The organism is Streptomyces sp. NBC_00442 (genome assembly GCF_036014195.1).
Lineage (GTDB): Bacteria > Actinomycetota > Actinomycetes > Streptomycetales > Streptomycetaceae > Streptomyces.
Window position 1 is genome coordinate 496,421 of record NZ_CP107918.1, and the last position, 25,540, is coordinate 521,960.

Sequence of the window (25,540 nt, forward strand, 5' to 3'; positions counted from 1 at the left end):
CCGGGCCCCTCCCATGGTGTTGCCACAGTATTGCGCCACCTCGCGCCCGACCCTCAGGGCGCTGACCTGCGGTTATGCGGAGACCCGTACAAGATCCGCCACCCCGGTGCCCACAGGGTGGACAGGGCATGCCCCGGCCTGCGCTCGAACGCGGCGAGGGCCCGACCGCCAGATGGCGGTCGGGCCCTCGTCCCTCGATCACGGCGCCCCCGCGGCCGCCCGCCCGTGGGCCGGGCCGCCGCGGGGGCGCCGAAGGTGTCACGCAGGCGGACTCGGTCCGTTTCGTGACGGCGCGATGCGCCTAGGCCGCCGCGTCGAAGGAGGTCTGGCGCGCGCTCACGCGCCGGGCCGCCGAGGCGGGGCTCCGGCGGCCGCGCGAGGAGGCGCCGCGTGCGGACGTACCGCGCTGCCGTCGCTCGGCCACGGGCGCGGTGATCGTCACGGGGACGCCGGACGGGGCCTGCGCTCCGGTGATCCGGCTGAGGGCCTCGTCGCCGGAGCGGACCTGGGTGGTCTGGGGCACGATCCCGGCGGCGGCCATGAGGCGGCTCATGTCGCGGCGCTGCTGGGGGGTGACCAGGGTGACGACGCTGCCGGACTCGCCGGCGCGGGCGGTGCGGCCGCCGCGGTGCAGGTAGTCCTTGTGGTCGGTCGGCGGGTCGACGTTGACCACGAGGTCGAGGTTGTCGACGTGGATGCCGCGGGCGGCCACGTTGGTGGCGACGAGCACGGTGACGTGTCCGGTCTTGAACTGGGCCAGGGTGCGGGTGCGCTGGGGCTGCGACTTGCCGCCGTGCAGGGCGGCGGCGCGGACGCCGCTGTTCAGGAGGTCCTGGGTGAGCCGGTCGACTGCGTGCTTGGTGTCGAGGAACATGATCACCCGGCCGTCGCGTGCCGCGATGTGCGTCGTCGTGCGCTGCTTGTCGGCGCCGTGGACGTGCAGGACGTGATGTTCCATCGTGGTGACCGCGCCCGCGGACGGGTCGACGGAGTGGACGACGGGGTCGACGAGGTAACGGCGGACCAGGAGGTCGACGTTGCGGTCGAGGGTGGCCGAGAACAGCATGCGCTGACCCTCGGGGCGCACCTGGTCCAGGAGCGCGGTGACCTGGGGCATGAAGCCCATGTCGGCCATCTGGTCGGCCTCGTCGAGGACGGTGATCGCGACCTGGTTGAGCCGGCAGTCACCGCGGTCGATGAGGTCCTTGAGCCGTCCAGGCGTCGCGACGACGACCTCGGAGCCGCCGCGCAGCATGTTGGCCTGCCTGCCGATCGACATGCCGCCGACCACCGTGGCGAGGCGCAGCTTCACCGCGCGGGCATAGGGGGTGAGGGCGTCGGTGACCTGCTGGGCCAGCTCTCGCGTCGGCACGAGGACCAGGGCGAGGGGCTGGCGGGGCTCGGCGCGCTGTCCGGCGGTGCGGGCCAACAGGGCCAGGCCGAAGGCGAGGGTCTTGCCGGAGCCGGTGCGGCCGCGTCCCAGAGCGTCGCGGCCCGCGAGGGTGTTGGGCAGCGTCGCGCCCTGGATCGGGAACGGAACGCTCACGCCCTGCGCGGTCAGTGCGGCCAGCAGGGGGGCGGGCATGTCCAGGTCGGCGAACGCCTCGACCGCGGGCAGCGCGGGAGTGATCGTCTTCGGCAGCGCGAACTCGCCCTGGACCGCGGGCCTGCGGCCGCCCTGGCGGCCCGAGCCGCCGCTGCGGGCAGGTGCGCCGGACCGAGCGGGGCCGCCGGAGCGGGTCGCGGCAGGCGAACCGAAGCGGGCGCCTCGACGCGCCTCGCCACCGGAGGCGAAGGCGGGAGCCTCGGTCCGGCGCGAGCGGGAGGAGCGGCTGTTCGTACGGGTGGGGTTCATCGAGAACCTTCCTTGATACGGCGCGTATCAAGGAATTCCCGCAGCGAAAGTACAGCGCGGGGAATCTCGAGAACGAACCGAATGGAATGCGCGGATGGGCACGGCCTGCGGTGAATTCGAAACGAAATGCAAGCCGAAATTGAAAGGGGGTGCGGGTGTCGGGGGTGCGATGCGACGGATACGGAAACCCGCACATCGGTCGGCGCGAGTTCAAACGCTCCCGAAAGGCGGGGCTGCGAACGGCGTCCGCGGCCCCGCGGGTGACACACCCGCGGGAGATGTCCGTAGCTGGGGCCCGCACCCCGAGGGATGCGGGCCCCAGCTACGAAGTGAGCGTCGGCGTCAAGCGGACACGACATCCTCGGCCGTCGGGCCCTTCCGGGCCGTCCCGTCACCGAAGGCGGCCTTTCGGCCTTCGTCGAGCCACTTCGCGGTGCCTGATGCCATGCCGAATCTCCTTTGGGGCAGTGCGCCGGGACCCGCGAGACGCGGATGCCGGGTCGCCGCGATGATGCCCCGTCCGGAGAGGAGACCGGCCACACGAAAGCTTCCGACGCCGCGAATTCCGGCGAAGGAGCCTGAAGTTTGTGGGAACCACAACTGCAACTGAGATCGACAGTAGCACGGCGCGACAGGCGGCGTACGGTAAATAACCCCGCTCTGCCCGTTGCCGCGAAAACACTCCCCGCACGGTGCGTTAAACCCTCATCTCGCGGCCATAGATATTCCCCGCCCGTGGCGAGGCGTTCGGCATCCGCGGGCGGGGCGAGCAGATGGATTTCGGGCCGCGCACGAGTCGGGCTAAGCATGTCCACGGGACCGGCGAAAGGCGCGCTCCAGGCAGGCGAAGCGCGAGCACGAGGCCGGTGAAGGCCGCCGGCCTCCTCCCTGTCGTGCCACTCCCCCGCGAGGGCGAGCACCCATGGCCCACAACCTCCAAAGCCACTACCGCACATACCGCGTTTTTTGGCGGATAGGCCAAGCGTGAGCCAACCATCTATGCGATTCAGGCTCGCAGATGCAAGATGAGAGGCGTCGTCCGGGGCGCGGAGGCCCCGCTCCCGGCCCACAACAGGCCCACGAGGCGAGGTCCCCATGGTCATGCGCACCTACGAGGCAGGCGTCGGCGAGGACGAATACGGCGCCGTCACGCCCGGATACCGCTCCTACCGCCGCCCGGACGAACGCATCGCCCGCGTCATCGCGCGGGCGCTCGGCGACGCGCGCTCCGTCCTCAACGTCGGAGCGGGCACCGGTGCGTACGAGAGCGAGACGCACGACACCACCGCGGTGGAGCCGTCCCTGGCCCTGCGCGCCCAGCGGCCCGCGCAGCTGGCCACCGCCATCGACGCCGTCGCCGAGGACCTCCCCTTCGACGACGGCCAGTTCGACGCCGCCATGACCCTCTTCAGCGTCCACCAGTGGTCCGACGCCGCGGCCGGCCTGCGCGAGATGCGACGCGTCACGCGCGGCCCGGTCGCCGTCCTGACCCGCGACCCCGCGCGCGTACGCAACTTCTGGCTCTACGAGTACGCCCCCGAGGTCCTGGAGACCGAGGTGCGCCGCTACCCGCCGCTCGACCGGCTCACCGCCGCGCTCGGCGGCACCGTCACCGCGCAGATCGTGCCCATCCCGCTGGACTGCACCGACGGATTCACCGAGGCCTACTACGGCCGTCCCGAAATGCTCCTCGACCCAGCCGCCCGGCAGGCCTGCTCGGCCTGGAGCTTCGTCGACGACGCCGCGCGCCTCGCGTTCGACGCGTCCCTGCGCCGCGCCCTCGGCTCCGGTGCCTGGGACGAAGCCTTCGGCCATCTGCGCCACCGCCCGACCTACAACGGATCCCTGGTCCTCCTGCGCGCGGTGCTGTGACCCTCGACCGCGGCCCGGCCGGTGCCCGGCGCGGACCGTGGTGGCGGGTCCCGGTCAGAAGGCCCAGCGGGTGTGGGTGAAGGCCCCGCCGTCGCGGCCGAAGCCGTACGCCGTGCCCGGGGCCACCGCGAAGACCAGCACGTCCCCCGTGCGGAAGCCGTCCCCGATCCCGTGGAAGGTGCCCTCGGGCGCGGTGATGTGCGCCCCGTACTTCGACTCGTACGCGGCGATCACCTCCTCGATCACCGCCGGGTCGGTCACCTTCTCGGCCACGCCCTCGACCACGAGGTCGAGCCCCTCGGTGAGCGAGTTGCCCCCGGTGGTCAGGGCGCAGTGACGGTCGTGGGCGAGGTTCTTCGCCTTCTGCTCGCCGGGGCCGGTGGAAAAGTACAGCACTCCCTCGTGCCAGGCCGCGATCACCGGCGTGACGTGCAGCCGTCCGTCGGGCCGCACCGTGGACACCCAGAAGATCTCGGCGGCCTCCAGCCGCCGCCGGGCCTCGGCCCATTCGGTGGCGTCGGGCCGTGCGGCACCGGGGCGGGGGTTGAGGGCGGAGCTGTAGCGGGAGTCGAGTTCGGCGGTGGGTCGTTCGGCGGATCCGGGCGTAGGCATGACGGATCTCCTTTCGCTCTCCTCCCTAACGACTGCGGGAGAGGACGGAAATCATCGCGCTGCCGGCCGGCCACCGGGCGGGCGCGGCCGGCCCGCATCCTCGCCGGCTCAGGCGATCCGGGTGTGGACGGTCGCGGTGTTGTTGGCGGTGGTCTTCTCGGGCGACGAGGTCGTCACCTTGGTGACGAGCTGCACCTTGCCGCCACCGTAGGAAGGGCCGCGGCCGGCGATCTGGATGCGTACGGTCTCACCGGGCTTGAGCGCGCCGACGGTTGCCACGACGCGTCCGTCACCGCCCAGTTCGGCGTGGGCGGAGCCCTGGATGACGCGGTGGGCGCGGTGCTCGATGCCGTTGGGCAGGGTGGTGACCGAACGCACCGAGTAGGCCGTGGACTTGCCGGTGTTGGTGATCTGCACCGTCCACAGCTGTTCCTCGTCGTGGTCGATGTGGGCGGGGCCGGACGCGGAGACGGCGACATCGGCCCGGTTCCGGTCCGGTGTGCGCGGCGTCCAGGCGTCGCCGTAGTCCTTGCCGTAGGTCTTCGTCCAGTTGTCGCTGTAGTTGCCTGTGTAGCCGTTGACATATCCGTCGCCGTAGTCGGGGCCGTACGCGGCGGAGGCCGGGGCGGCCACGGCGAGGGACACACCGGCTACGGCCGCGGTGGCGATCGCGGCGGCAGCCACTCGGGGGCGCGGGGTGCGAGTCGGCCGGGAGAACATCACGGGACAAACCTCTCGAAGGTCGGGTGTCGTGCGACGTGCCGCCCGCGGTGTGTGGCGGCACACCCTCAGCCTGCTCCCCGCCGCCGCCCCGTCCCTTCGCCACAGGTCCTCGATCAACAGGCCCTTGGCCCCGGCGTGCCGGGCGTCCGCATCGACCGAAAGCACGACTGCTGAGCCGAGAGGTGGCGGACCGGCACGTGGCCTCGGCACTGCTTCGAATGACGCGACCCGGCCCTGCCTGTCCGGCCCCGCCCGCCCCGCTAGCGGTGCCGGAACAAACGCCCGTACCCCGTGATCTCCTCCGCCGGCGCGCCCGCCGCACGCAGGGCCGCCCAGAGCAGGACCTGATTCGCGGTCAGGACCGGCCGGCCGAGACTGGCCTCCAGCGCTTCGACGATCCCGACGGCGCGGAACCCGTTGCCGCCGATCACCACCGCCTCCGCCGCGTCGGGCACCTGCGCGACCACCCAGTCGTACAGGGCCGACGGCACGATACGCGTCTGGCCGCTGGGCAGTTCGCACGGGGCCGCGTGGGCGACCTCGAATCCGCAGTCCTCGTAATAGGCCCGGCCAAGTCCCGTCAGCTCGGTGTCGAACCACGGCGGGTCCACCAGGGCGACGCGCCCCGCCCCGATCGTGCGCAGGGCCACGGCGGCGGCCGCACAGGTGGCGACCACCGGCAGCCCCTGTGTCCGCTCCTCCAACCGGGCCAGCATCCGTTCCTCGCCGCGCGGCCCGATGACGTACGCGGAACTCGTGAAGGCGAAGGCGATCGCCGCCACCGGTGCGGCGCCCAGCAGCGCCGCCGCCTCGTCGACGCCCGGTGGCTCGGCGAAGGCGCGCACCGGAGCCAGCGGGATGGTGTCGTCCATCACGCCGCCACGTCGTATCGCCCCGAACGGCACCCTGGCGGTGTGCAGACCCACATCGGCCGGGGCCATGGCGCGCAGCTCCGACTCGGGGCCGACGTCGGCGTGCGGGGTCAGAATGCCGAGACGGACGCGGACGTCCCACCCGTCGGGCTGCCACATCTCGCGCTCCTCTCGGACACGGGCCGGACCCCCACTGTCGCAGCGCCCGCCCCCGGACGCAGCGCGGGAGCACCGCGCGGTCCCGGGACCGGTGGCCCGTTCCGCACAGCCTCCACCGCCGTACGCGGGCCCGTGATGCGGACGGGCCCGCGCCTGGCGAGGATGGGACGTCAGGACACGGCGCCGCCGATGCCGGGGACGGCCGTACGCCCGCGAACCCGGTTCCTGTCACTGTCCCCGTCACTGGGTAAGGAGCACGGCAGATGCGAGTACCGCAGATGCAAGGACCCGCGGGCGAAGTGCGCTCGGACGCGCAGGCGCCCGGCCTCGGCGGCCCGAGCGGCCCGGCATGGGTGCGGGAGGCGTGTCAGGAAACCTCCGCGGCCTTCGCGCACTGCGTGGCCGAGATCGCTTCGGGCGCCCTGGAGTTCCCGCTCCCGGGAGGCGGCCGGACCCCGGACAGGTTCGCCGCCCTCACGCGGGTGGCGGAACGGGACCTCTCGTTGGTGCGTCTGGTGGAAGGCCATGTGGACGCGATCGCGATCCTGGCCGAGCTCGAAGGCCCCGCCGTGCGGCCCGGCGAGCGCTGGGGCGTCTGGGCCGCCGAGCCGCCCGGACAGGGGCTCACGGCGACGCGCGGCGGGCACGGCTGGGTGATCAACGGACTGAAGCGGTACTGCTCGGGAGCACACAGCTGCACCCACGCTCTGGTGACCGCCGGGGCCGAGGACGGCCGGCGGCTCTTCGCGGTCGCCACGGGCGGGTGCCGGCCCGTCGAGGGGAGCTGGCAGGCGTTGGGAATGGCGGCGAGCGACAGTGCCGACGTGACGTTCACCGACATCCCCGCCGTTCCGGTCGGCGATGTCGAGGCGTACGTGAACAGGCCGGGCTTCCAGCACGGCGGCATCGGAGTCGCGGCCTGCTGGTACGGCGGGGCCCGGACCGTGGCGCGCGTCCTGGCCGAGACGGCGGGGCGACGCGGGGCGGAGCCGCTCACCGACGCCCACCTCGGCGCGGTGGACATGCGTCTGCACGCGGCGGGCGCGGTCCTGAGCCGGGCCGCAGCGGAGATCGACCGCGACCCGGCCGACGAAGACGGGACGGCCCGGCTGCGGAGCCTGCGGGTGCGAGGGTTCGTCGAGTCGGTCTGTGCCGACGTCCTGACCCATGTGGGCCGGGCGACCGGCGCCGAGCCCCTGTGTCACAACCCTTCGCACACCCGGCACGCCACCGACCTCGCGGTCTACCTCCGCCAGCACCACGGCGAGCGCAGTCTGGCCGAACTCGGCCGGCTCATCGCGGAGACGGAGCACACGTGACCGGAACGGACACGACCCGAGCCGCCGACCCGATTCAGGCGCCCGGCACCCCCGAACGGGAGTGGCGGGCCTGGAACGGCCTGCACACGCTGCCCCCGGCGGCCCTTCCCGAGCACGGCCGGGTCGTGGTCGTGGCGGCCCACCCGGACGACGAGGTGCTGGGAGCAGGCGGCACCCTCGCCCTCCTGGCGCGGGCCGGACTCCGCCTCACCGTGGTGTCCGTGACCGACGGCGAAGGCTCCCACCCGGGCAGCACCCGCGTCACGCCCGCCCAACTGGCCGTGGTCCGGGCCGCGGAACTCCGTCGGGCGCTCACGGCCCTCGGCGCGCACGACGCCGAAGTGGTGCGCCTGGGCGTGGCGGACACCCGCCTCGCCCTGCACGAACACGACGTAACGGCCGCGCTGGAGCCCCTGGTCGAGGGTGCCGCGCTGTGTCTGGCGCCGTGGTCCGGGGACGTGCACAGCGATCACGAGGCGGCCGGCCGGGCCGCGTCACAGGCGTCCCGTTCAGCCTCCGTCGTCTGCTGGACGTATCCGGTGTGGACGTGGCACTGGGCCCGGCCGGCCGACCCCCGGGTGCCGTGGGACACCGCGGCGGCGGTCCGTCTTCCCGCGGAGGTCGCGGAGCTGAAGCGACGGGCCGTCGCGGAGTTCGTCTCGCAGACCGGCCCCCTGGGCCCGGACCCGGCCGACGCGGCTGTTCTGCCGCCCGATGAACTCGCCCACCACCTGCGGGACTTCGAGGTGTTCTTCACATGAGCAGCCACTCCACTCCGGCCTCGTACTTCGACGCCATGTACAGCGGCTCCGAGGACCCGTGGCATTTGGCCGACCGCTGGTACGAGCGGCGCAAGTACGATCTGACGGTCGCCGCCCTGCCCCGGGAGCGCTACCGGCGCGCCTTCGAACCGGCTTGTTCCGTCGGGGAGTTGACCCGGCGCCTGGCGGTACGGTGCGATGCGGTGCTGGCCTGCGACCGCGTGCCCGAAGCCGTCGCCACGGCCCGGCGGCGCACCCGCCGGCACCCGTGGGTGAGCGTGCGGCACATGATCGTTCCCGGCCAGTGGCCCGAGGGCACCTTCGACTTGATCGTGCTGTCCGAGCTCCTGTACTACCTCGACGACACGACGCTGCGCACCTTGCTGGAGCGGGCGGTCACCTCCCTGGAGGCCGGCGGCACCCTGGCCACCGTGCACTGGAACCACCCCGTCCCCGAACACCTCTCGACCGGGGGCGGCATCGCCGACGCGCTGACGGACGTGCCGGGACTGGTGCTCCTGGCCGATCACCGGGAGGACGACTTCGTCCTGCAGATCCATCAGCGCCTGCTCGCCGACGGGAGCCCGCCGGCCACGCCCGCCGAGCGGGAGGGCCTGGCATGAGGGTCGAGGCCGTCGCGGTCGTCCTCCCCGCACACGACGAGGAGTCGCTCCTGCCGGTCGCGCTCGAAGCCGTCCGCATCGCGAGCGGGCATCCCCGCGTGGAGCGGGTCCGTGTGCTGATCGTGGTCGTAGCGGACGCCTGCCGGGACCGCACCGCCCGAGTCGCCCGCGCCGCGGGAGCCGCAGTCGTCACGTGCGATGCCCGGAACCCCGGTCTGGCCCGCGCGGCCGGCGCCGCGCACGCGCTGCGCGCACTCGACACGGCCGCGGAGCACATCTGGATCGCCACCACCGACGCCGACAGCGAGGTCCCGCCCCACTGGCTGGCTCATCAACTCGCCCGCGCGCGGGAGGGGTGGGAGGCGGTCGTGGGCACCGTCACCCTGCCGGCCGGCTCGTCCGTGACGAACGTGCACCGTGTCCGCTACGAGGCGACCCGGCCGTCCCACGGCATCTGGCACCACCCGCACGTCCACGGCGCCAACCTCGGTGTCACCGCGGCCGCCTACCTCTCCGTCGGCGGCTTCCCCGCCCTCACCGTGGGTGAGGATCGTGCGCTCGTCGCGGCCCTGCGCCGAGGGGGCCACCGCGTGCTCGCCACGGCGGCCTGCCCGGTCCTCACCTCTCCCCGTCTCCGGGGCCGCGCCCACGGCGGATTCGCGGACCATTTGACGACCCTGACGCGGCGAAGCACCCAAGAACACCAGAAGGCCGCCGACTGAAACCCGGCCCGCCGCGCCCACCGTACGACGGGCGCCGCGCGCCGTCGATCACTCGCCGGCGTTCCGGGTCTCGCGCAGCCACCCGATGCCTCATTATGCTGAACTCTCGATTGCTGAAACGAATATGACGGGGAATCAGTGACGGACGAGAGGCGCGGTTCGGGATGGACGGGGGCAGGGGTGGTGAGCGCCGCCCTGGCCGTCGCCGCTTTTTTCGGCGTGCACAACGTCGACCAGGTGAAGAGCTGGTTGGGTGACACGGCCTCGTCCACGCCGAGTGCGACGCCCAGCACGGGCCGCCCGTGCCTCGGAGTGCACTGCGGTCAGGTCTACTTCGTGACGTCGGGATGGCAGGCGGCAGGTCCCTGCTCCAGCCAGGGTTGCCCCTTGACCGGCGTCTTCGACAACCAAGGCAGCGAACAGGGCTCCGCCTCGGTGACCTTCACCCTGCACTTCAAGAAAAGTGACGGGTACACCAACGAGGCGGACGGCATCGGCACCTGTACGGCGGTCATACCGACCACACCGGGGCACGGCTCGACCTCGGCGGGATGCACCGTCTACCCCACGGCGAAACTCGACGGACGCAGGATGGGGGTCACGACGGCCGTTTGGAACCCGATCGGGTAAGCCCCCGCCGTCGCCCCCGCGACCCGCGCGACCCGCGTAACCCCCGGGTCCCCGTGGCCCACGCGACCCGTGTAACCCCAGGTCCTCGTGGCCCCCGGTTCAGCGCAGGCGTCGTGCGCGCAGCACCACGTCGTCGGTGTGGTGCGCGCCCGCGCCCCCGTCGGGTGCGACGCGGGGGCGCTGCTCGTCCACCTCGACCTGCCAGTCGCCGTTCAGCAGCGCCGCGACCATCGAGGGCCAGACGTAGTCGGCCGGGTCGAAGGCGCTGTCCTCCTCGGGCGGACGGGTCTCCATCCCCGCATGATGGACCAGCAGCAGGACGCCGCCGGGCGCGACGGCATCGAGCAGGGCGCGCTCGGCGGCGGCGTCGGGGGTGCGCAGCAGGGCCGGGTACTGCGCGGAGACCAGATCGAAGGAGGCCGAAGGGAGCCGCGCCTCGGCCAGCGCGGCGTGAACCCAGCGCACGGTGACACCGGCGTCCCGCGCATGCGCGGCCGCCCGCTCCAGCGCCACTCCCGAGACCTCCAGAGCGGTCACGTCCCAGCCGCCGCGTGCGAGCCAGATGGCGTCCGCGCCTTCCCCACAGCCGACGTCGAGCACGCGCGCGGGTGCGAGCCCGGCGACCTCGGCGACGAGTGCGCCGTTGGGGCTACCGCTCCACAACTGCTGCCGTTCGGCGTACCGGTTGTCCCATTCGTCACGTACCGCGGGGTCTCCGATGTAACCGTCGACCGCCGACGAGGTGGTGGCCGTGGAAGATGCTTCTGCGATGTTGTCGGTCATCGGCCCACCATCGTTCCCGGCGCCCAGAAGGTCCACTCCTGTTGCCGATCCGGCAACACCCACCCCGGGTGAGGACCACCGGCCGCCCTGAGCGATGGCTGGGTGCCGCCTGCGGCGCGAAGGCAACCCGACGATCGACGCAGCACATTCGAACCGGATCCACCGATCACAGCCGCATCCGCCGGCGTGACGTAGGCTCATGCCTCGCGTTTACGATGTCCACGCACGAGGGAGGACGGGACCGGCCATGAGGGAAGGGATGCTGCCTCCGGGCCAACGTCCGGCCAAGGGGTGGCCCATCTCGCACTACGGGCCGGTGCCGCGTTTCCGCGAGGACCGGTGGAGCCTCCAGGTCTTCGGCGCGACCGCGAACAGGCAGACCTACTCCTGGACCTTCGCCGAGATCTCCGCCCTGCCCAAGGTCACCGTGCACGCCGACCTGCACTGCGCATCCGGCACCAGCACCAGCGGTCACACCTTCTTCGGTGTGCCGGCGAGCACCGTACTCGGTCTCGCCCCGCCCGCCGACGGAGTTTCACACGTCATGGCCTGGGCCGAATACGGGTACAGCGCCAACCTCCGCCTCGCCGACTTCACCGCCGAGACCACCGTCATGGCCACCCACCACGACGACGAACCGCTGACCGTCGAACACGGCTTCCCGCTCCGTCTCGTGGTTCCTCACCTGTTCGGCTACAAGGGCCCGAAGTGGCTGCGCGGGATCGAGTACATGACGCAGGACCGTCGCGGATTCTGGGAAGAGCGCGGCTATCACAACCTCGCCGATCCCTGGGCGGGCCAGCGCCACTCCTATCAGGAGGACGACGACCGGTAGGGCGCGGCCACGGTCCGCACACCACGAGCGCCCCGCCGGAGCGGCCGCCCCCGCGGCCGGCTCACGATTCCTTGGCCACGATCTCACCGGTGGACGGGGCCGACCGCCTTCGCCGGTACATCACCACCCCGCACATGACGAGGCAGAGGACGGCCACGGCGAACACTCCGAGGGTCGTCCGCTCGGCGAAGAGCCGTCCCAGCACCTTGAACACGGCGAGGCCCGCGGTCGCGTACATCAGCGCCCAGGCCGCTCCGCCCACGAACAGGGCGGGCAGGTAGCGCGACAACGGCATGCGCAGGGTGCCTGCGAGGAAGTTCGCGGCGGTCTGGAAACCGACCGTGAGGAAGGAGACGGCCACGACCGGCGCGCCCCATCGCTGGATCGCCCGCTCGGCGCGCCCGAACTTCGCCGAGGAGATTCGTCCGGCGAACCTGCTGCGCCGGGCACCGGCGGCGGTGAGCCACCCCACGGCGAACGTCCCCCCGGCGCGGAGCAGGACGATCACATACAGGGCTCCGGCGGTGAGCAGCACGTCACCCACGACGCCACGCTCCGCACCCCGGCCCCATCGCGTGCCTCATCCGCATGGCGTCCCGCCCCGGTGGGCGCAAGCCCTGTGGTCACCGTCTCCCACTTGCGCCCCACCTCTACCCGTACCGTTCCATGGGTTTGCGCCTTCAGTGGCGAAACCCAAACCCGCACGCCTTTCGGCCCGGCACATCGAGCCTAACCGAACACGCACACGGGCCGGCGGCCTCCCGTACGGCCCCCTTCTTCGCGTACCGGCCCGTTCCCTCTTCGCGTACCGGCCCGTTCCCGCGTGCGGCCGCCCGCTCCGCGCGCCGGGTCTCCGCGCGCCGGCTCAGCCCTGCGCCAGCTCCGCCACGGGCTGCCACTTCTCCCACACCGCGAGACGCTGCTCGTAGTCGGCCTTGGCGATGCCCAGGGGCGCCGAACCGAAGAAGCAGCGCAGCGGAGGCTCGTCGGCGTCGATGATCCGCAGCACGGCAGCGGCGGACGCGGTCGGGTCTCCCGGCGTGCCGACGCGCTTGCGGCGCTGTTCCTGCACCTGCTGGTGGAAGTCGGCGTACGCCGGCAACGGCTCGGACGTGCTGGATGAGGAACCCGCCCAGTCGGTGGCGAACCCACCGGGCTCGATCAGTGTCACCTTGATGCCGAACGGCGCCACTTCCTGGGCCAGTGCCTGGCTCATGCCCTCCAGCGCCCACTTCGACGCGTGGTAGATCCCGACCAGCGGGAAGGCGCTGATGCCACCGATGGAGGAGACCTGGAGGATGTGACCGCTGCCCTGCTCGCGCAGGAACGGCAGCGCCGCCTGCGTGATCCACAGGGCACCGAACAGGTTGGTCTCCAGTTGTGCGCGCGCCTCGGCCTCGGTGAGTTCTTCGATCAGGCCGAAGTGACCGTAACCGGCGTTGTTGACCACCACGTCGAGACGCCCGAACCGTTCGTGCGCCTGCCGTACGGCGTCGAAGTCGGCGTCACGGTCCGTCACGTCGAGGCGCAGAGGCAGCAGCCTCTCTCCGTACTTCTCCCGAAGGTCACCCAGCGTGGAGAGGTCGCGCGCGGTCGCGGCCACCGAATCGCCGCGTTCGAGGGCGGCGATGGCCCACTCCCTGCCGAAGCCGCGCGAGGCGCCGGTGATGAACCAGATCTTCTGCGTCATGGTGCACTCCTCGAGAAAGCTCGTCATCCGTGCGGTCGGCACGTCACGGTGTTGCTCCCCCAGCCAACACCCTGGAGTGTGCTCCAAGGCAACCCCGGCAGTTCCGGTGCCGGGATCGGGGGGCCGTCGTGACCCTTCACCTCTCCGAACCTCGAACCCGTCATCCACCCCGAACGCCAGCTGCATCTGGAGGTTTCCTCGCTGCGGCACCTGGACTCACCGCTTGAGCATCATGTGTTTCCGGCGCTGGGGAGCCGGCGGCTGGGCTGCTTGGACCACAAGGTGGTCGACGGGTTCATCGAGACCACCGAACGCAACGGTGCGGGCCTGGCCACGCACTGGCACGGCGCCTAGATCACCGCGATCGGTACGACCAGTCGTTCGGGTGCCTCACTGAGCAACGTGCCCGCGCGGGAGACACGTTGGCCCGACCGATGGTTCAACTGGCGCCCTGCCCGCTTCAGGAGTGCCGCCTGCACTTCACTCGGGGTGGCGTGCCTGCCAGTACGGGTTGTCGTGGGGCAGTGTGCCGCTGACTCGGCCGTACATGCCGAACGTCATGAGCATGATCCCGACGACGAAGCTGAACAGCACGTTCTGGATGTGGAACGCCAGGAAGTTGAAGCGGCTGTCGAGGAGGGCAAGACTGGCGAACCCGGCTAGCAGGAACGCTGTCCCGGTGGCCATGTTGATACTGGACGCCGTGTTGCCGCCCCGGACCGCGCCGGCCAGGAGCAGGGCGCCGACCGCGATGGACACGGCGCTCAGCGCACCGTTGCTGTTCAGGCCCAGGACCATGTTGGCGCCGGTGCTGAAGAAGCCGATCTGGTCGATGAGCCCGAGGATGCCGAACGTGACCAGGAACAGGCCCGCGGCCCCGGCGCCGAAGCGATAGACGCGGCTCAGGCGGTGATCGACGGGAAGGTGCTCATCCAGCACCACGTGCCGCCGAAGTCTCGTATGTGTGCTGCCGATCGTGGCCATGTTCCTGGCCCCCTTCATTCCTGCTCTTGACAGAACCAGACGTCCCAGCCGGTGAGGCGGGGTGCACGAGCCGGGCCGCTGCCGTAAGCGGTCCCTCACTTCACGGATACGGCAGCGCGCCCCGCTCACCTGGTATTCGTTGCCGGCCGCTGCCCCGCTTGGTGCCGGGCACCGGATTCTCGAAGACCTCCCTCATGCGCCGGCGGCGTAGGCCCTCGCACGGGCGGGGATCATCAGTGGAATACCTTTGCGGCGCGGCGAGGCGCTGGGCCCGACGGGCAACGGCGGCGCTCCAGGTGACCGGGCGGGAACGGCTGCGGTGGACAGCGGCCCCGCCCGGGGGGAGATAATGCATGTGTATGGCGCGCCGGATTCCCTCACTTGGCGTTTGGACGAGGAGCGCCCCTACGGGTGTGGCCCCCCACGCTTCCGGCAGCGCGAGCCCCTTTTTTCTGAGGGCTCTTTCCAGCGACGGGCCTTTGCCCGCCCTTCCTGTGACGAAGGGAAAATCAGTGACTTCCACACGTACGCGCCGTGCTGCGACATGGGCCGCAGCACTCACCTTGCCGCTGTCGGTGGCTCTCCTTGCCCCGTCGGCGGCGCACGCCGCGGATAGCGCCACGCAGCCCTTCGGGTCCGGATGTTCCTCCGTCCCCAAGCAGGGCTCGGGCAGCTTCTCCGGCATGGCCAAGGACCCGGTCGCCACCGCCGCGTCCAGCAATCCCGCCTTGTCCACGCTGGTGACCGCGGTCAAGAAGGCCGGCCTCGTCGACACCCTCAACAACGCCAAGAACATCACGGTGTTCGCCCCGACCAACGCGGCATTCGCGAAGATCCCCAAGGCCACGCTGGACAAGGTTCTGGCCAACAAAGCGGACCTCACGAAGATCCTCACGTACCACGTCGTCGGTGAGAAGCTCACCCCGAACCAGCTGAAGAACGGATCGTTCACGACGCTGGAGAAGAGCAAAGTCACGACGTCCGCATCGGGCGACACCTACAAGGTGAACAAGACCGCCACGGTGGTCTGCGGCAACGTGCCGACCGCCAACGCCACCGTGTACATCATCGACAGCGTCCTCATGCCTTCCGACATGATGGGCAACATGAAGTAGCTCGTGTCTCCGCAGGCCGCCCCCGTTCGCCGCAATCCGGGCGTAAGCGCGTTCTGGCCGCGCGGCGCGGTCTGCGGACGCCCGCCGCTGTACCACTCCACTCAACTCGCCGCAGACGCACCGGGCCGACTTCGCCGGTTCGGTGCGTCTGCGGCCTACTGCACGGTGACGACGACGGAGTGCCAGCCACTCGCACCGTCGGGAATGGTCGGGGTCCGCTTCTCCGTCTGCACCGTTCCGGTGCGGTCGGTGGCGCGGACGGTGAGAGTGTGACTGCCGGAGGTCGTCGCCTTCCAGGGGAAGGACCACTGGCGCCAGGTGTCCGTGGTGTCCTGTGCGGCGAGGTCGGCCGGCTGCCACGGCCCGTCATCGACGCGGATTTCGACCCGGTCGATACCGCGGTGCTGGGCCCAGGCGACGCCGGCGACCATCACCGTCCCCTTCGCCGGGCGGGCGAACGGTTTGGGCGTGTCGATCCGCGATTCCGTCTTGATCGGGCCCCGGCGCGCCCAACTGCGCTTGACCCAGTACGAGTCGTAGGCATCGAAGGTTGTCAGCTCGAGGTCCTCGATCCACTTGCACGCTGATACGTAACCGAACAGGCCGGGAACGAGCATGCGGACCGGGAAGCCGTGCTCAAAGGGCAACGGCTGGCCATTCATGCCGACCGCGAGCATGGCGTCCCGGCCGTCCATGACGTCCTCGACCGGGCTGCCGATCGTCATCCCGTCCACCGACCTTGCCACCAGCTGATCTGCCGGCCCGCCCTTCGACGGCGGCTGAACCCCCGCCTCCCGAAGGAGATCGGTGAGCCGCACGCCGATCCAGCGGGCGTTGCCGATGTAGGGGCCGCCGACTTCGTTGGAAACGCATGCCAGGGTGACGTCCCTCTCGATGAGTTCCCCCGCCCGGCCGTGAATCAGATCGTCGAAGGTGACGGTGCGCGGCCGCGACACGCCCTTGCCGTGGACCGTCAGACGCCAGGTAGTGGCATCGACTTTCGGCACCACCAGCGCGGTGTCGACCCGGTAGAAGTCGGCATTCGGAGTGAAGAAGGGGCTGATTCCCGGGATCCGCAGCTCGGCGCCTTTGGGCACCGGAGCTGCGGGAGAAGCCGGGCGGGGCAGGACCACCTTGGAGCGGGATGCGACCGCGCTCTGGCCGCTGGAACCGTTCAGCGACAGGCCGAGCCAGCCCGCCCCCGTGGATGCGGCCGCGGCAGCGGTCGCGGCCACGACGAACCCACGGCGGTCCCACCCCTCCCCCGCCGCGCCACCAGCCGAGGGAGGTTCCGGCTCGTCGACGGTCGCGTTGGAGCCTGCCGATGGGACCCGACGATCGGCGGCATCCGGTTCACCTACGGCGCGGTGGGGCGAACGGTGCGTTTGCAGGCGGCCGATCAGCCAGAACAACAGCCCAGCGGCAACCACCGTCCCGACGATCGACGGCACCGCGTCTGCTGCTCCGGTGGAGTCGGGGCGGCTGGTCGCCGCGAGCGCCCCCACCCCACCGAAGAGCAGCACCCCAGCAGCGCCGATCCTCCGGTAGCGCAACGCGACAACGCCGAGCAGCATCGCGAAGAGTGCCAGGACCGCAAGGATGCCCAGCTGAAGGACGAGTTTGTCGTTCGTGCCGAAATGACGGATCGCCCAGTCCTTGACCGCGGGCGGCGTCCGGTCGATCGCGGCGCCCCCCACAGCAACCACCGGGCTCGCCTGAGGGCGCACCGCGGCCGACACCAACTCCGCCACCGCCAACGCCGCGTACCCGGCCAGCAGACCGCTCAAGGCCGCCAGCACTACGCGAATCCAGCCACTCCAAAGCTTCGCCATGCATCGTATTCGACACCGCACACCCCCAAGGAGACCGTCAACGCGTGCTCAATGCGACCAGGAGCCACACGGATGGCCGCTGGACTCTCGCGGAGGAGGGAGCAGCGTTGAGGGCCAGGCAAACGCGCATGGCGCAGCGGTGTGGCTCCGCGGCCGGCGTTCACACCGATCACGCCCACAGCGCCGACCATCACGAGGCGCTCGCGGATCACGCCTCGGCCTGACGGCCGCAAGGCCCAGGAGCGCGGTGGCGCGGTGGCCCGGTGGCGCGGTGGCCCGGTGGCCTCACAGTCGCCGGGCCCAGCCCTTCGCGACCCCGCCAGTCATGGGGCGGAGTGCCCATCAATGATCCGCACACTGATGCTCGGCCAGGAGTGCTTCACGGAGCTGCTGGGCCGCGGCGTCCGGGGGCAGATCCAGGAGGTCGGCTGCCTCGCGGTATGTATGACCGCCGAGAAGAACCAGGCCCAGGAGCGCCTGTTCGGTCGAGCAGAATGACTCGGGCGAGACCGACGGGGATGGCCTGCTGCGGATACCTTTCCGTTGGTCGGCGGCGGGCCCGCTGATCGCGGGACGCACGCTTCGATCAGGATATTGGGGCGGGCAGCCCGCTGCCCGCCAGAGTTCCTCGGCGAGGCGGCGCCGTTGGCAGCGCGGGTCATCCGCAAGGTCGTGCGGATGCGCGCCGAGGCAGGCCATGGCCGTGACGAAGGCACTGCTTGCCTTGCGGTTGTCCTCGCACAGCAATCGGGCGAGGGCGAAGAGCGGCTCGGCGTGCTGGTCGTACGCCTCGCCGAACTGCCCTCCAGTCCGGGGGCCCGATTCAGCGTCAACACGGCTGGCATCTTGGCTCGGGGTGTGCGCGTGCTGGAGAGTGTGTTTCATGATCGGCACCGCCTGCGGCCGGAGGGATCGGACGGCCGGGTCTGGGGCGCGTAACTCCACCCTAGACCTCTCGTCCGAACTCGTCTGCCCCGCCGAAATCGCCCGAGCACAGCGACGGGTGCGCACGAGGCGGCATCCGGCGGCACATGCGGATCGGGGAACGGCGCCACCGCTGCCCCGTTGGCCGAGTGCGTCGGATCGAGCGGTCCAGCCGATGGTTTCTGTGGTGTGCTTGCCGTCAGCTGAGACGCCGCCGCCGGGTATCTCGTTGAGGCGGATGCTGAACCCGGTGCTACTCACGTTGTGCAGCCGGACGCCCCGCGTTTCCGGGCCGGTGCAGGTCTGCACGGTTACCCGCACGATCACGCCCGAGCCCGCCGGGAACGGAGTGGGCAAGTCGACCTGCCTGAAGGGTGCGCACAGCCGAGGAAAAAGCCTTTCCCGGCACCTTCGCGAGCTACGCCCAGACTCGCCGACAACATCACGCCTGCAAGCTCAGTAGCGGAACGGTGTCACGTGATGGGTGTGACGGCGGTGATAGTGAGCCCGACACCGACGATGACGACAAGGACCGCGGTCATCCCGGGCCCGATTCCTGCGAGGTGACGCAGAGCAGCTCGCGATCGAGCGGAGAGCCTCGGTGTGCGCGTTTCCAGGTGGTCGCGGAGGCGCACGAGGAGGAGTCCCGCCGCGGTGAGGGTGGCGGCCATGCCGAGGCCGTAGGCGACGACGAGGAGGACCCCGAAGGCGGTGCGTCCCAGGGCGACGGCGCCGAGGAGAACGACGAGGGCGGAGGGGCTGGGGACCAGACCGCCGGCGATGCCCATCCCGATGAGCCCGCCGCGCCTCTGCCGACGGGCATGCGCGTGATGGTGGTGGAGAGCACTGCTGGAGGGGCTGGTTTCCGTTTTGGTGAGCGTGGCCACCGCGCCAGGCTCTCCCTGCACCGGCGTGACCGGGCGCCGGCGCTGCGGCAGGCGGTCCTTGAGGCTCCAAGGGGCTCCGGGGGGCGGGGGGTTGTCGTGGCTGTGGTGGTGGCCGTGACCATGATCGTGGCCGTGGCCGTGGTCGGATTCATCATCGTGATGGTGGTTGCCGTCGCCATGATGATGGTGACGGTGGCCCGAGCCGTGGTGATGATGGTGACCGTGGGATGGCCGGCCGCGCAGGTTGGCGATCAGGAGCCACAGGCCGATGCCAGTGACGATCAACCCGCTGGCGGCACCGAGCCATTTCAGGACGGTTTCGCCGGCGAGGTGTGTGGCGGAGGGCAGCACGAGTCCGAGTACGAGGACGCCTGCGGTGTGGGTGAGGGTGACGGTCGCTCCGACGGTGAAGGCGTCGCGCTTGGTTCCACGTCGTCCGGCGAGGTAGGCGGCCATGATGGTCTTGCCGTGTCCGGGCAGCACCGCATGTGAGGCGCCCAGGACAAGAGCCAGGAGGACGGCCAGGAGGCCGACGGGCAAGGTCAGTTGGCGGTCACCGATCAGCGAGTCGAAGCGCGCGGTAACGGCCTCGGAAATCCCCGAGGCCCAGCCGCTCCCTGGCAGGACCGCTCCTCCGGGTCCGCTTGCCGTGATCCCGGGTTCGGTGTGCATGTGTGCGGTGTGCTGGTTGAGCGGGCTCGCGGTGGGATCCGCCGGGTAGTGGCGCAGCTCATCGGTGGGTGAGGTGGCGGGGAGTTCCGTGCCGGTGATCGCCAGCCCCTGGCCGTGAGCGGTCATCTCACGCCAGCCGATCCGCTGGGTGTCGTAGGTGGTGCGGACGTTGATGTCGGCGGGTTGGGCGAGGTCGGCGGTAGCCCCGTAGGTGCAGGTCAGGCGGCTGGTCTTGAGGCCGGCCTGACCGCCCTCGTAGGTCAGACCGTGCGCGTCCGAACTCCAGCTCAGCGAACGGGTGTTGACGTCGACGTGGAGTTGCCTGCCCAGCTCGGCGCAGGCGAGGTGGCTGTACGCGCGGACCTCGTCCTGCGTGGTGTCGCCGTCGTGGTTCAGGTCGATGCGGGTGCGTTCCTGGAGGGTGGAGATCTCCGCGCGGTCGACGATCACTGTCGCTTCGACGCGGTCGGGGCGCAGGGTGAGACCCGTGTGGTAGTTCACGGTGAAGTTGCCCAGGGGGTGGGCGAGGGCGGCATGGGCCGCGGAGAGCATGACCGCTGAGGCGAAGGCTGTCGCGACGGCGGTGGTCGCCGTGCGGCGCAGGGTGAGATTCATGAGGTGGTGCCGATCCGCAGGAGCAGGGCACGCGCGGCGGGTGCGTGCAGGGGATGGAAGTGGGGATCGAGCCGCAGTGCCGCCTGAAGGTCCGCGCGGGCTTCGGTGTCGTCGCCGAGAGCGTGGTGGATGACGGCGCGGTGGTAGTGGAACAGCGCGCTGTGCGTGCCGAGGGCCAGGGCCTGGTCGGCCTGGTCGAGGGCCTGCTGGTCCTGTCCTGCTTGGTGCAGGGCCCAGGCGTAGGCGTCATGGATGGCGAGGAACGGCCTTGTTCGCAGGGCTTCTTGGCCCATGGCGGCGGCCTGTTCGGGGCGGCCGTGGTCGGCTTCGAAGAGGATGGCGTCGGTGTCGGGCGGGTTGTTCCCGGTGCGGCGGAGAGTGTCCTGGGCGCGGAGCACGTCGTATTGGGCGTCGGCTTCGGCCTGATGGTCCAGAGACTGCTGGAGTTCGCCGAGTCCGAGGAGGTAGTGCGGCAGCGGTGCGATGGCGATGGCCGCTTCGTAGTCGCGTACCGCGCCGTGTGTGTCGCCCAGGGCGGTACGGGCTCGGGCTCGGGCTTCGAGGAGCGCGGAGTCGTGGGGTGCGCTGCGCAGCCCTTGGTCCGCCTGTGCCAGGGCGCCTCGCGCGTCGCCGTCCTGCAGGTCCAGTGCGGACAGGCAAGCGCGGGCGAAGGCTTGTTCGCCCGGGGTGGCGGCCGCTGTCCAGGAGCGGCTCATCAGCTCGCGTGCCCGTGCGGTGTTGCCGCGCAGTTCGAAGGTGTAGGAGGCGCGGGCCAGGGCGGAGGCGTCCGGGCGCAGGTCGTTCATGCGCTGGACCGCGGTGTAGGAGTCCTCGTAGCGGCCGAGCTGGGTGTAGGCGTCGGCAAGGACTCCGTAGGCGACCGGGCTGTAAGGGGCTGCCGTGGTGGCCCTGCGGGCCCAGGTCAGGGCGGTGGGAAAGTCGTGGCGTGCGGCGGCCAGAGCTCCCATGGCGATCTCCGCGTTGGCGTTGCCGTCCCGCTGGACGGCCAGGGACCGCTCCAGCGCCTGCTGCGCGCGCAGATAGGTGGCGGGATCGGGGGTGGTTCGGGCCTGCTGTACGTACGCCATCCCCAGGGCCGCCCAGGCTGCGGAGTCCTGCGGCAGATGTTTCACCCGCGCACGCAGGGACTCGATGGAGCCTCTCGCCGGTACGGGACCGACCGGTCCCGCGGCCGGCTTCTGGCCGTCGTCGCCGGGCGAAAGACCCAGGGCGCCGACGGTGAACATGACCGCGCCCAGGGCCAGGGCAGCGACGGCGCTGCGCATCGCCCGCCCAGCGCGCCGTGGACGGACTTCGGGTGCGGGGGCGTGCGGGTGCATGAGGTGTCCTCCCCTGGTGCGGTGCGCGTGTCCGGCCCCGCACCCCGAGGGCGGCGCCGGACACGCGTGACTGCTGGTCTCGGAGGCGAGGTCAGCTGGTCTTGGTGCGACGGCGCAGGCGCCAGCCGCCGGCACCCAGCAGGAGAGCGCCGGCGGCACTGGTGCCGGCGGCCACAGTCTGCCCGGTGGCACCGTCACCGGTGGTCCGCTTCAGGGCGGACCGCTGGGCGCGGTCGGATTCACCCGGCCCGCTGTTGACCGACTTGGTGTGGGGAAGTGCCAGGTAGGGGAACGTGGTTCCGAACGGGACCTCGTTGGCGTCGACCTGGTCACCGTCGGCCAGAGCAGGAACGAGCTGCCCGGTCTGGGCGGCGCCTTCGACGGCCTGCAGGGAGATGTCGATGACGTCGTCCGTCAACCGCCGGCCGTTGGGGAATCCGGCGAGGTCACCCGCCAGGACGCCGAGCCGGTTGGGGTTCGCGGCCGGGTGCACACCCATGTTCAGCCGCAGTTCCTCGGCCGGCACGATCCTGCGCCGGTTGGCGTCCTTGTTGAGGCGGTGGGCGTTGAGATCCGCCTGGATCGGCCCGCACGCCTTGCACAGGCCGGTCAGGTAGATCTCGAAGAGATCCTTGCGCGGAGTGGCCGGCGCCGGAACCCCGTACACCTTCTGGATCAGCTTGGGCAGGATCGGGTCCAGGACCTTGTCCACGACGGGCTGCACGGTGCGGTCCTGGTCCGGGTTGAGCGTGTTGAAGGCGTCCTTGTACTTCAGCGGGACGACGACCTCGTTGACCAGCGGGTTGCCCAGCCGCGAGACCTGCTTCCACCGGTCCGGGTGCTGGGAGCGGGAGTCGGAGACCTGCACGCCCTGGCGGTCGGTGGTCGACCAGATGCCGACCACCGGGTTGCGGTCGCTGTTGCCCTTGAGCGCGAGCTGCTTCTTGGGGATCTGCAGGGCCACCGAGTTGACGTTGTAGCCGGCCAGGGTGTCCTGGCCACGCTCGGAGAGGTTGCCGCCGTAGAGGAGGTCGAAGACACGCAGGTCAGCGAAGAACGGGTCCTCGGCCTGCCCGGCGAACGTCTTGCCGCCTCCGGGGAGCGTGCGGATGGCCTGGCCGCGCAGGGAGGCGTAGTTCGGCATGGACGCCGGCCCCACCCGGGACGGTGCGGCGGGAACGTTGGAGAGCAGGACCTTGCTCTCGTTGCCGTGGGAGAGCACCAGGTCATAGACCTGGCGGAAGTTCAGGTTCGGGCTGTTGAGGGAGGTGACGGGGCCGGTGTTGTAGAGGAACTGGTTGGCCGAGTCGCGGACCTGGTTGTGGAACCGCCAGGTGTAGGTGGTGTCGGCGACACCGTCTCCGTCGCTGTCGATCTTGATGTTGTAGCGGAGGTCCTCGCCGAAGGCGTAGAAGTTCGGGCCGCCGTTGGGCTCCTCGAACGGGATCCAGTTCGCCAGGAGCGTCACGGTGTCGGGCTTGTCGGGGCTGGTGAACGCGTACACGTCGGTGTTGTCGGCCCGCGGGTCACCGGCGATCAGCGGTGCCTCACGGTGACTTGAAGCTGCGCTGATGCCCGGCGCCAGGGTCAAGACGCCCAGGCCGGTCGCCATGGCGCCCGCACCGAGGACGAGCAGGGAATGGTCCAGCAGGCGGCGCGAACGCGGCGTGCCCTGAGTTGCCTTCACGGAAATCCTTCCGAGGGAAGCTCCCCCGGCCAGCGGCGAGTTGGGCGCGGCAGGAGGAAAGGAGGCGGAATGACGTCCCGTTCCTGAGGCGAGTGAATCCGCGCGCCCAGGACGCAGGAAGGGCAGCCGATAGGACCGTCGGGGGCTGGGACAGACATCCACACGCACTGCGCAAGCGACACAAAACCACGACCGCCACCGCGGCCGGGGTCATCCGCATGCCCCTCCGAGACCCTCACGGGCCCGAAACAACCACTAACCCCCAGGTCAGGACCGTGCAGCCACACTGCGGAGGCGCGGGAATCCGAGGGCGACACGCTCTCACGTCCTTAGCCCAGATGTGCACCAGCACCCTTATGTGCGAGCAGCGTGCAGTAACGACGAGGGGGTGGACCAGTTCGGACGCTCTCAGCCCAGTGGGAACCGGCCGGGCACCTGGTACCCGGCCGGGCGGACGACGCATGGACGCTGCTCGTATGCCAGGGCCCTTGGCCGCCCGCTCGCTGACAGCGCAGCCCGCGCCGTCTGTTCCGGAGAACGGCCTGCTGGAACTCTCCCGAGATTTCTGTGGATACCTATGAGCTGGAGCAATCCATCAGCGCACCGGTTCCGAATCGGGTGTGTACGGATCGACCTTCAGAAGGATCACCGCGTGAAAGAACCGGCGCACATCAGCGGGCTGCCCTTGGCCGGGCCCGATCTGCCCGACCTGCTCGACCGCGTGGCACAGGGAGACCAGCAAGCATTCGGCTCTCTCTACGACGCGGTGGCCGGCCCCGTTCTCGGGGTGGTACGCACCGTCGTACGTGACCCGGCCCAGTCCGAGGAGGTCACCCAGGAGGTCATGGTGGCCGTGTGGCAGACCGCCGCCCGCTACCGCCGGGACCGGGGCAGCGTCATGAACTGGGTACTCACCCTCGCCCATCACCGGGCCGTGGACCGCGTCCGTTCCGCCCAGGCCGCCAGCGCACGCGACCACAAGGCAGCCCTCCTGGAACAGGCCCCGGCGTTCGACGAAGTCGCCGAAGAGGTCGACCGGCGTCTGGAGCAGGAACGGGTACGCCGCTGTCTGCGTAACCTCACCGAGCTCCAGCGCCAGTCCGTGACCTTCGCCTACTACCGCGGCATGACCTACCGGGAAGTCGCCGAACTGCTTGCCGTGCCACTAGGCACGGTGAAGACCCGACTGCGCGACGGACTGATCCGGATGCGCGACTGCCTGGGGGTGACCGCATGATCACAGCCGACGTGCACACGCTGACCGGCGCCTACGCGCTCGACGCACTACCGGACGCCGAACGCGCCGCTTTCGAAGACCACTTGGACGCCTGTGCCGTATGCGCGCAGGAGGTGCGGGAATTCACCGAAACCGCCGGCCGGCTCGGGCTCGCCGTGTCGGTGAGACCGCCGGTCGAGCTGAAGACCACGGTCCTGCGGCGGATCACCATCGTCCGCCAGGACTCCCCTCACACTCCCGGGCCGCCAGGACGCGCCGGAAGCCGAGTTCGCCGAGCGCGCTGGTCCCCCTTTGCACTGGCCGCCTGTCTCGCGGCGGCGGCCGGGCTCGGCGGGATCGCGGTCTGGCAGCACCAGCAGGCCGATGACGCCCAGCAGCGGGCGGACGCCTCCCAGCGCCAGTCCCAGCAGCTTGCCGACGTCCTCGCGGCGCCCGACGCGAAGGCCACCACCGCCACCCTGAAGAACGGCGCGACAGCAACGCTCGTCGTGGCCCGCAGCAAGAACCAGGCCGCCTTCGTGGCCACCGGACTCCCGCATCCTCCGGCCGGCAAGATCTACCAACTGTGGTTCAACGACTCCGGAACCATGCGCCCGGCCGGACTGATGGACCCAGCACGCACCACCGACGCCGTCCTCCTCGCAGGATCGGTCAACCGGGCCTCCGGCATGGGCATCACCCTGGAGCCCGCTGGCGGCTCACCCGCCCCGACCTCAGCCCCGCTCGCGCTGATGGACTTCACCACCGCCTGAGCGACGCGGAGTCGTCCCGGACGTTGGCACCTGCGCCAA

Annotated in this window: 23 protein-coding genes; 10 read left to right on the forward strand and 13 right to left on the reverse strand. The window is 70.8% G+C overall.

From position 1 onward, the window contains the following. Positions 1–301: 301 nt before the first annotated feature. Positions 302–1,855 carry a DEAD/DEAH box helicase gene (locus tag OG432_RS02260; RefSeq protein WP_328307152.1) on the reverse strand — a complete coding sequence of 518 codons (1,554 nt, stop codon included), beginning with the start codon at positions 1,853–1,855 and terminating at the stop codon, positions 302–304. A gap of 1,101 nt (positions 1,856–2,956) precedes the next feature. Here OG432_RS02260 and OG432_RS02265 point away from each other — a divergent pair. Next, positions 2,957–3,727, forward strand: coding sequence for a class I SAM-dependent methyltransferase (locus tag OG432_RS02265; RefSeq protein WP_328307154.1), 771 nt, complete (start codon positions 2,957–2,959; stop codon positions 3,725–3,727). Between the two features lie 54 nt (positions 3,728–3,781). Here OG432_RS02265 and OG432_RS02270 read toward each other — a convergent pair whose 3' ends face one another. From OG432_RS02270 to OG432_RS02280, 3 genes are all read right to left on the reverse strand, one after another. After that, positions 3,782–4,339, reverse strand: coding sequence for a pyridoxamine 5'-phosphate oxidase family protein (locus OG432_RS02270; protein ID WP_328307156.1), 558 nt, complete (start codon positions 4,337–4,339; stop codon positions 3,782–3,784). A 108-nt stretch (positions 4,340–4,447) separates the two neighbouring features. Then, positions 4,448–5,059, reverse strand: a complete 612-nt coding sequence (locus OG432_RS02275) for a hypothetical protein (RefSeq protein ID WP_328314973.1) — start codon at positions 5,057–5,059, stop codon at positions 4,448–4,450. A gap of 263 nt (positions 5,060–5,322) precedes the next feature. Further along, on the reverse strand, positions 5,323–6,093 hold the full coding sequence (locus tag OG432_RS02280; RefSeq protein ID WP_328307158.1) for a maleate cis-trans isomerase family protein: 771 nt from the start codon (positions 6,091–6,093) through the stop codon (positions 5,323–5,325). 278 nt (positions 6,094–6,371) lie between these two features. On the opposite strand from OG432_RS02280, the gene OG432_RS02285 reads away from it, so the two are divergent. The 5 genes from OG432_RS02285 (at position 6,372) to OG432_RS02305 (ending at position 10,148) form a co-directional block, all read left to right on the forward strand. Next, positions 6,372–7,412: an acyl-CoA dehydrogenase gene (locus OG432_RS02285; RefSeq protein ID WP_443058541.1), complete on the forward strand. Its 1,041-nt coding sequence runs from the start codon at positions 6,372–6,374 to the stop codon at positions 7,410–7,412. Continuing rightward, the gene (locus OG432_RS02290; RefSeq protein ID WP_328307160.1) at positions 7,409–8,173 is read left to right on the forward strand and encodes a PIG-L deacetylase family protein; all 765 of its coding nucleotides are present in this window, start codon (positions 7,409–7,411) and stop codon (positions 8,171–8,173) included. The genes OG432_RS02285 and OG432_RS02290 overlap by 4 nt, the downstream gene beginning before the upstream one ends. Further along, a complete protein-coding gene (locus OG432_RS02295) occupies positions 8,170–8,796 on the forward strand; it encodes a class I SAM-dependent methyltransferase (RefSeq protein ID WP_328307162.1) in 627 nt (208 codons plus the stop codon). Before OG432_RS02290 ends, OG432_RS02295 begins: the two co-directional genes overlap by 4 nt. Then, positions 8,793–9,518 (forward strand): glycosyltransferase, encoded by a 726-nt coding sequence (locus OG432_RS02300; RefSeq protein WP_328307164.1) that lies wholly within the window; start codon positions 8,793–8,795, stop codon positions 9,516–9,518. The genes OG432_RS02295 and OG432_RS02300 overlap by 4 nt, the downstream gene beginning before the upstream one ends. A 138-nt stretch (positions 9,519–9,656) precedes the next feature. Beyond that, positions 9,657–10,148 (forward strand): hypothetical protein, encoded by a 492-nt coding sequence (locus OG432_RS02305; protein ID WP_328307166.1) that lies wholly within the window; start codon positions 9,657–9,659, stop codon positions 10,146–10,148. Positions 10,149–10,247: 99 nt separating this feature from the next. On the opposite strand, the gene OG432_RS02310 is transcribed toward OG432_RS02305, so the two are convergent. Further along, positions 10,248–10,931, reverse strand: coding sequence for a class I SAM-dependent methyltransferase (locus OG432_RS02310; protein WP_328307168.1), 684 nt, complete (start codon positions 10,929–10,931; stop codon positions 10,248–10,250). 247 nt (positions 10,932–11,178) lie between these two features. Here OG432_RS02310 and OG432_RS02315 point away from each other — a divergent pair, with 247 nt between their 5' ends. Next, positions 11,179–11,766: a molybdopterin-dependent oxidoreductase gene (locus OG432_RS02315; protein ID WP_328307170.1), complete on the forward strand. Its 588-nt coding sequence runs from the start codon at positions 11,179–11,181 to the stop codon at positions 11,764–11,766. Between the two features lie 61 nt (positions 11,767–11,827). On the opposite strand, the gene OG432_RS02320 is transcribed toward OG432_RS02315, so the two are convergent. The 3 genes from OG432_RS02320 to OG432_RS02330 form a co-directional block, all read right to left on the reverse strand. Further along, the gene (locus OG432_RS02320; RefSeq protein ID WP_328307172.1) at positions 11,828–12,310 is read right to left on the reverse strand and encodes a DedA family protein; all 483 of its coding nucleotides are present in this window, start codon (positions 12,308–12,310) and stop codon (positions 11,828–11,830) included. Positions 12,311–12,631: 321 nt separating this feature from the next. Further along, complete coding sequence (locus tag OG432_RS02325) at positions 12,632–13,456, reverse strand: SDR family oxidoreductase (protein ID WP_328307174.1); 825 nt, start codon at positions 13,454–13,456, stop codon at positions 12,632–12,634. Positions 13,457–13,936: 480 nt separating this feature from the next. Further along, positions 13,937–14,440, reverse strand: coding sequence for a DUF4383 domain-containing protein (locus OG432_RS02330; protein ID WP_328307176.1), 504 nt, complete (start codon positions 14,438–14,440; stop codon positions 13,937–13,939). 512 nt (positions 14,441–14,952) lie between these two features. Between OG432_RS02330 and OG432_RS02335 the strand changes: the two genes are divergently transcribed. Continuing rightward, entirely contained in the window at positions 14,953–15,555 is a 603-nt protein-coding gene (locus OG432_RS02335; RefSeq protein WP_443058323.1) for a fasciclin domain-containing protein, read from the forward strand. 155 nt (positions 15,556–15,710) lie between these two features. Here OG432_RS02335 and OG432_RS02340 read toward each other — a convergent pair whose 3' ends face one another. The 5 genes from OG432_RS02340 to OG432_RS02360 form a co-directional block, all read right to left on the reverse strand. Beyond that, positions 15,711–17,387 (reverse strand): molybdopterin-dependent oxidoreductase, encoded by a 1,677-nt coding sequence (locus tag OG432_RS02340; RefSeq protein ID WP_328307178.1) that lies wholly within the window; start codon positions 17,385–17,387, stop codon positions 15,711–15,713. Between the two features lie 342 nt (positions 17,388–17,729). After that, positions 17,730–18,272 carry a hypothetical protein gene (locus OG432_RS02345; RefSeq protein ID WP_328307180.1) on the reverse strand — a complete coding sequence of 181 codons (543 nt, stop codon included), beginning with the start codon at positions 18,270–18,272 and terminating at the stop codon, positions 17,730–17,732. Positions 18,273–18,784: 512 nt separating this feature from the next. Further along, entirely contained in the window at positions 18,785–20,485 is a 1,701-nt protein-coding gene (locus tag OG432_RS02350; protein ID WP_328307182.1) for a HoxN/HupN/NixA family nickel/cobalt transporter, read from the reverse strand. Next, positions 20,482–21,771: a tetratricopeptide repeat protein gene (locus OG432_RS02355; protein WP_328307184.1), complete on the reverse strand. Its 1,290-nt coding sequence runs from the start codon at positions 21,769–21,771 to the stop codon at positions 20,482–20,484. The genes OG432_RS02350 and OG432_RS02355 overlap by 4 nt, the downstream gene beginning before the upstream one ends. A gap of 145 nt (positions 21,772–21,916) precedes the next feature. Next, positions 21,917–23,512, reverse strand: coding sequence for a DUF4331 domain-containing protein (locus OG432_RS02360; RefSeq protein ID WP_328307186.1), 1,596 nt, complete (start codon positions 23,510–23,512; stop codon positions 21,917–21,919). A gap of 652 nt (positions 23,513–24,164) precedes the next feature. Between OG432_RS02360 and OG432_RS02365 the strand changes: the two genes are divergently transcribed. Together OG432_RS02365 and OG432_RS02370 are read left to right on the forward strand one after the other, a co-directional pair. Continuing rightward, positions 24,165–24,749, forward strand: a complete 585-nt coding sequence (locus OG432_RS02365; protein ID WP_328307188.1) for a sigma-70 family RNA polymerase sigma factor — start codon at positions 24,165–24,167, stop codon at positions 24,747–24,749. Continuing rightward, the gene (locus OG432_RS02370; RefSeq protein WP_328307189.1) at positions 24,746–25,501 is read left to right on the forward strand and encodes an anti-sigma factor; all 756 of its coding nucleotides are present in this window, start codon (positions 24,746–24,748) and stop codon (positions 25,499–25,501) included. The genes OG432_RS02365 and OG432_RS02370 overlap by 4 nt, the downstream gene beginning before the upstream one ends. Positions 25,502–25,540: the final 39 nt, after the last annotated feature.

What these genes read in the sequence shown, in the direction of transcription:
- OG432_RS02260 (WP_328307152.1), bottom strand. Translation starts at nt 1,855, where the DNA reads ATGAACCCCACCCGTACGAACAGCCGCTCCTCCCGCTCGCGCCGGACC.
- OG432_RS02265 (WP_328307154.1), top strand. Translation starts at nt 2,957, where the DNA reads ATGCGCACCTACGAGGCAGGCGTCGGCGAGGACGAATACGGCGCCGTC.
- OG432_RS02270 (WP_328307156.1), bottom strand. Translation starts at nt 4,339, where the DNA reads ATGCCTACGCCCGGATCCGCCGAACGACCCACCGCCGAACTCGACTCC.
- OG432_RS02275 (WP_328314973.1), bottom strand. Translation starts at nt 5,059, where the DNA reads ATGTTCTCCCGGCCGACTCGCACCCCGCGCCCCCGAGTGGCTGCCGCC.
- OG432_RS02280 (WP_328307158.1), bottom strand. Translation starts at nt 6,093, where the DNA reads ATGTGGCAGCCCGACGGGTGGGACGTCCGCGTCCGTCTCGGCATTCTG.
- OG432_RS02285 (WP_443058541.1), top strand. Translation starts at nt 6,372, where the DNA reads ATGCAAGGACCCGCGGGCGAAGTGCGCTCGGACGCGCAGGCGCCCGGC.
- OG432_RS02295 (WP_328307162.1), top strand. Translation starts at nt 8,170, where the DNA reads ATGAGCAGCCACTCCACTCCGGCCTCGTACTTCGACGCCATGTACAGC.
- OG432_RS02300 (WP_328307164.1), top strand. Translation starts at nt 8,793, where the DNA reads ATGAGGGTCGAGGCCGTCGCGGTCGTCCTCCCCGCACACGACGAGGAG.
- OG432_RS02310 (WP_328307168.1), bottom strand. Translation starts at nt 10,931, where the DNA reads ATGACCGACAACATCGCAGAAGCATCTTCCACGGCCACCACCTCGTCG.
- OG432_RS02315 (WP_328307170.1), top strand. Translation starts at nt 11,179, where the DNA reads ATGAGGGAAGGGATGCTGCCTCCGGGCCAACGTCCGGCCAAGGGGTGG.
- OG432_RS02325 (WP_328307174.1), bottom strand. Translation starts at nt 13,456, where the DNA reads ATGACGCAGAAGATCTGGTTCATCACCGGCGCCTCGCGCGGCTTCGGC.
- OG432_RS02330 (WP_328307176.1), bottom strand. Translation starts at nt 14,440, where the DNA reads ATGGCCACGATCGGCAGCACACATACGAGACTTCGGCGGCACGTGGTG.
- OG432_RS02340 (WP_328307178.1), bottom strand. Translation starts at nt 17,387, where the DNA reads ATGGCGAAGCTTTGGAGTGGCTGGATTCGCGTAGTGCTGGCGGCCTTG.
- OG432_RS02345 (WP_328307180.1), bottom strand. Translation starts at nt 18,272, where the DNA reads ATGAAACACACTCTCCAGCACGCGCACACCCCGAGCCAAGATGCCAGC.
- OG432_RS02350 (WP_328307182.1), bottom strand. Translation starts at nt 20,485, where the DNA reads ATGAATCTCACCCTGCGCCGCACGGCGACCACCGCCGTCGCGACAGCC.
- OG432_RS02355 (WP_328307184.1), bottom strand. Translation starts at nt 21,771, where the DNA reads ATGCGCAGCGCCGTCGCTGCCCTGGCCCTGGGCGCGGTCATGTTCACC.
- OG432_RS02370 (WP_328307189.1), top strand. Translation starts at nt 24,746, where the DNA reads ATGATCACAGCCGACGTGCACACGCTGACCGGCGCCTACGCGCTCGAC.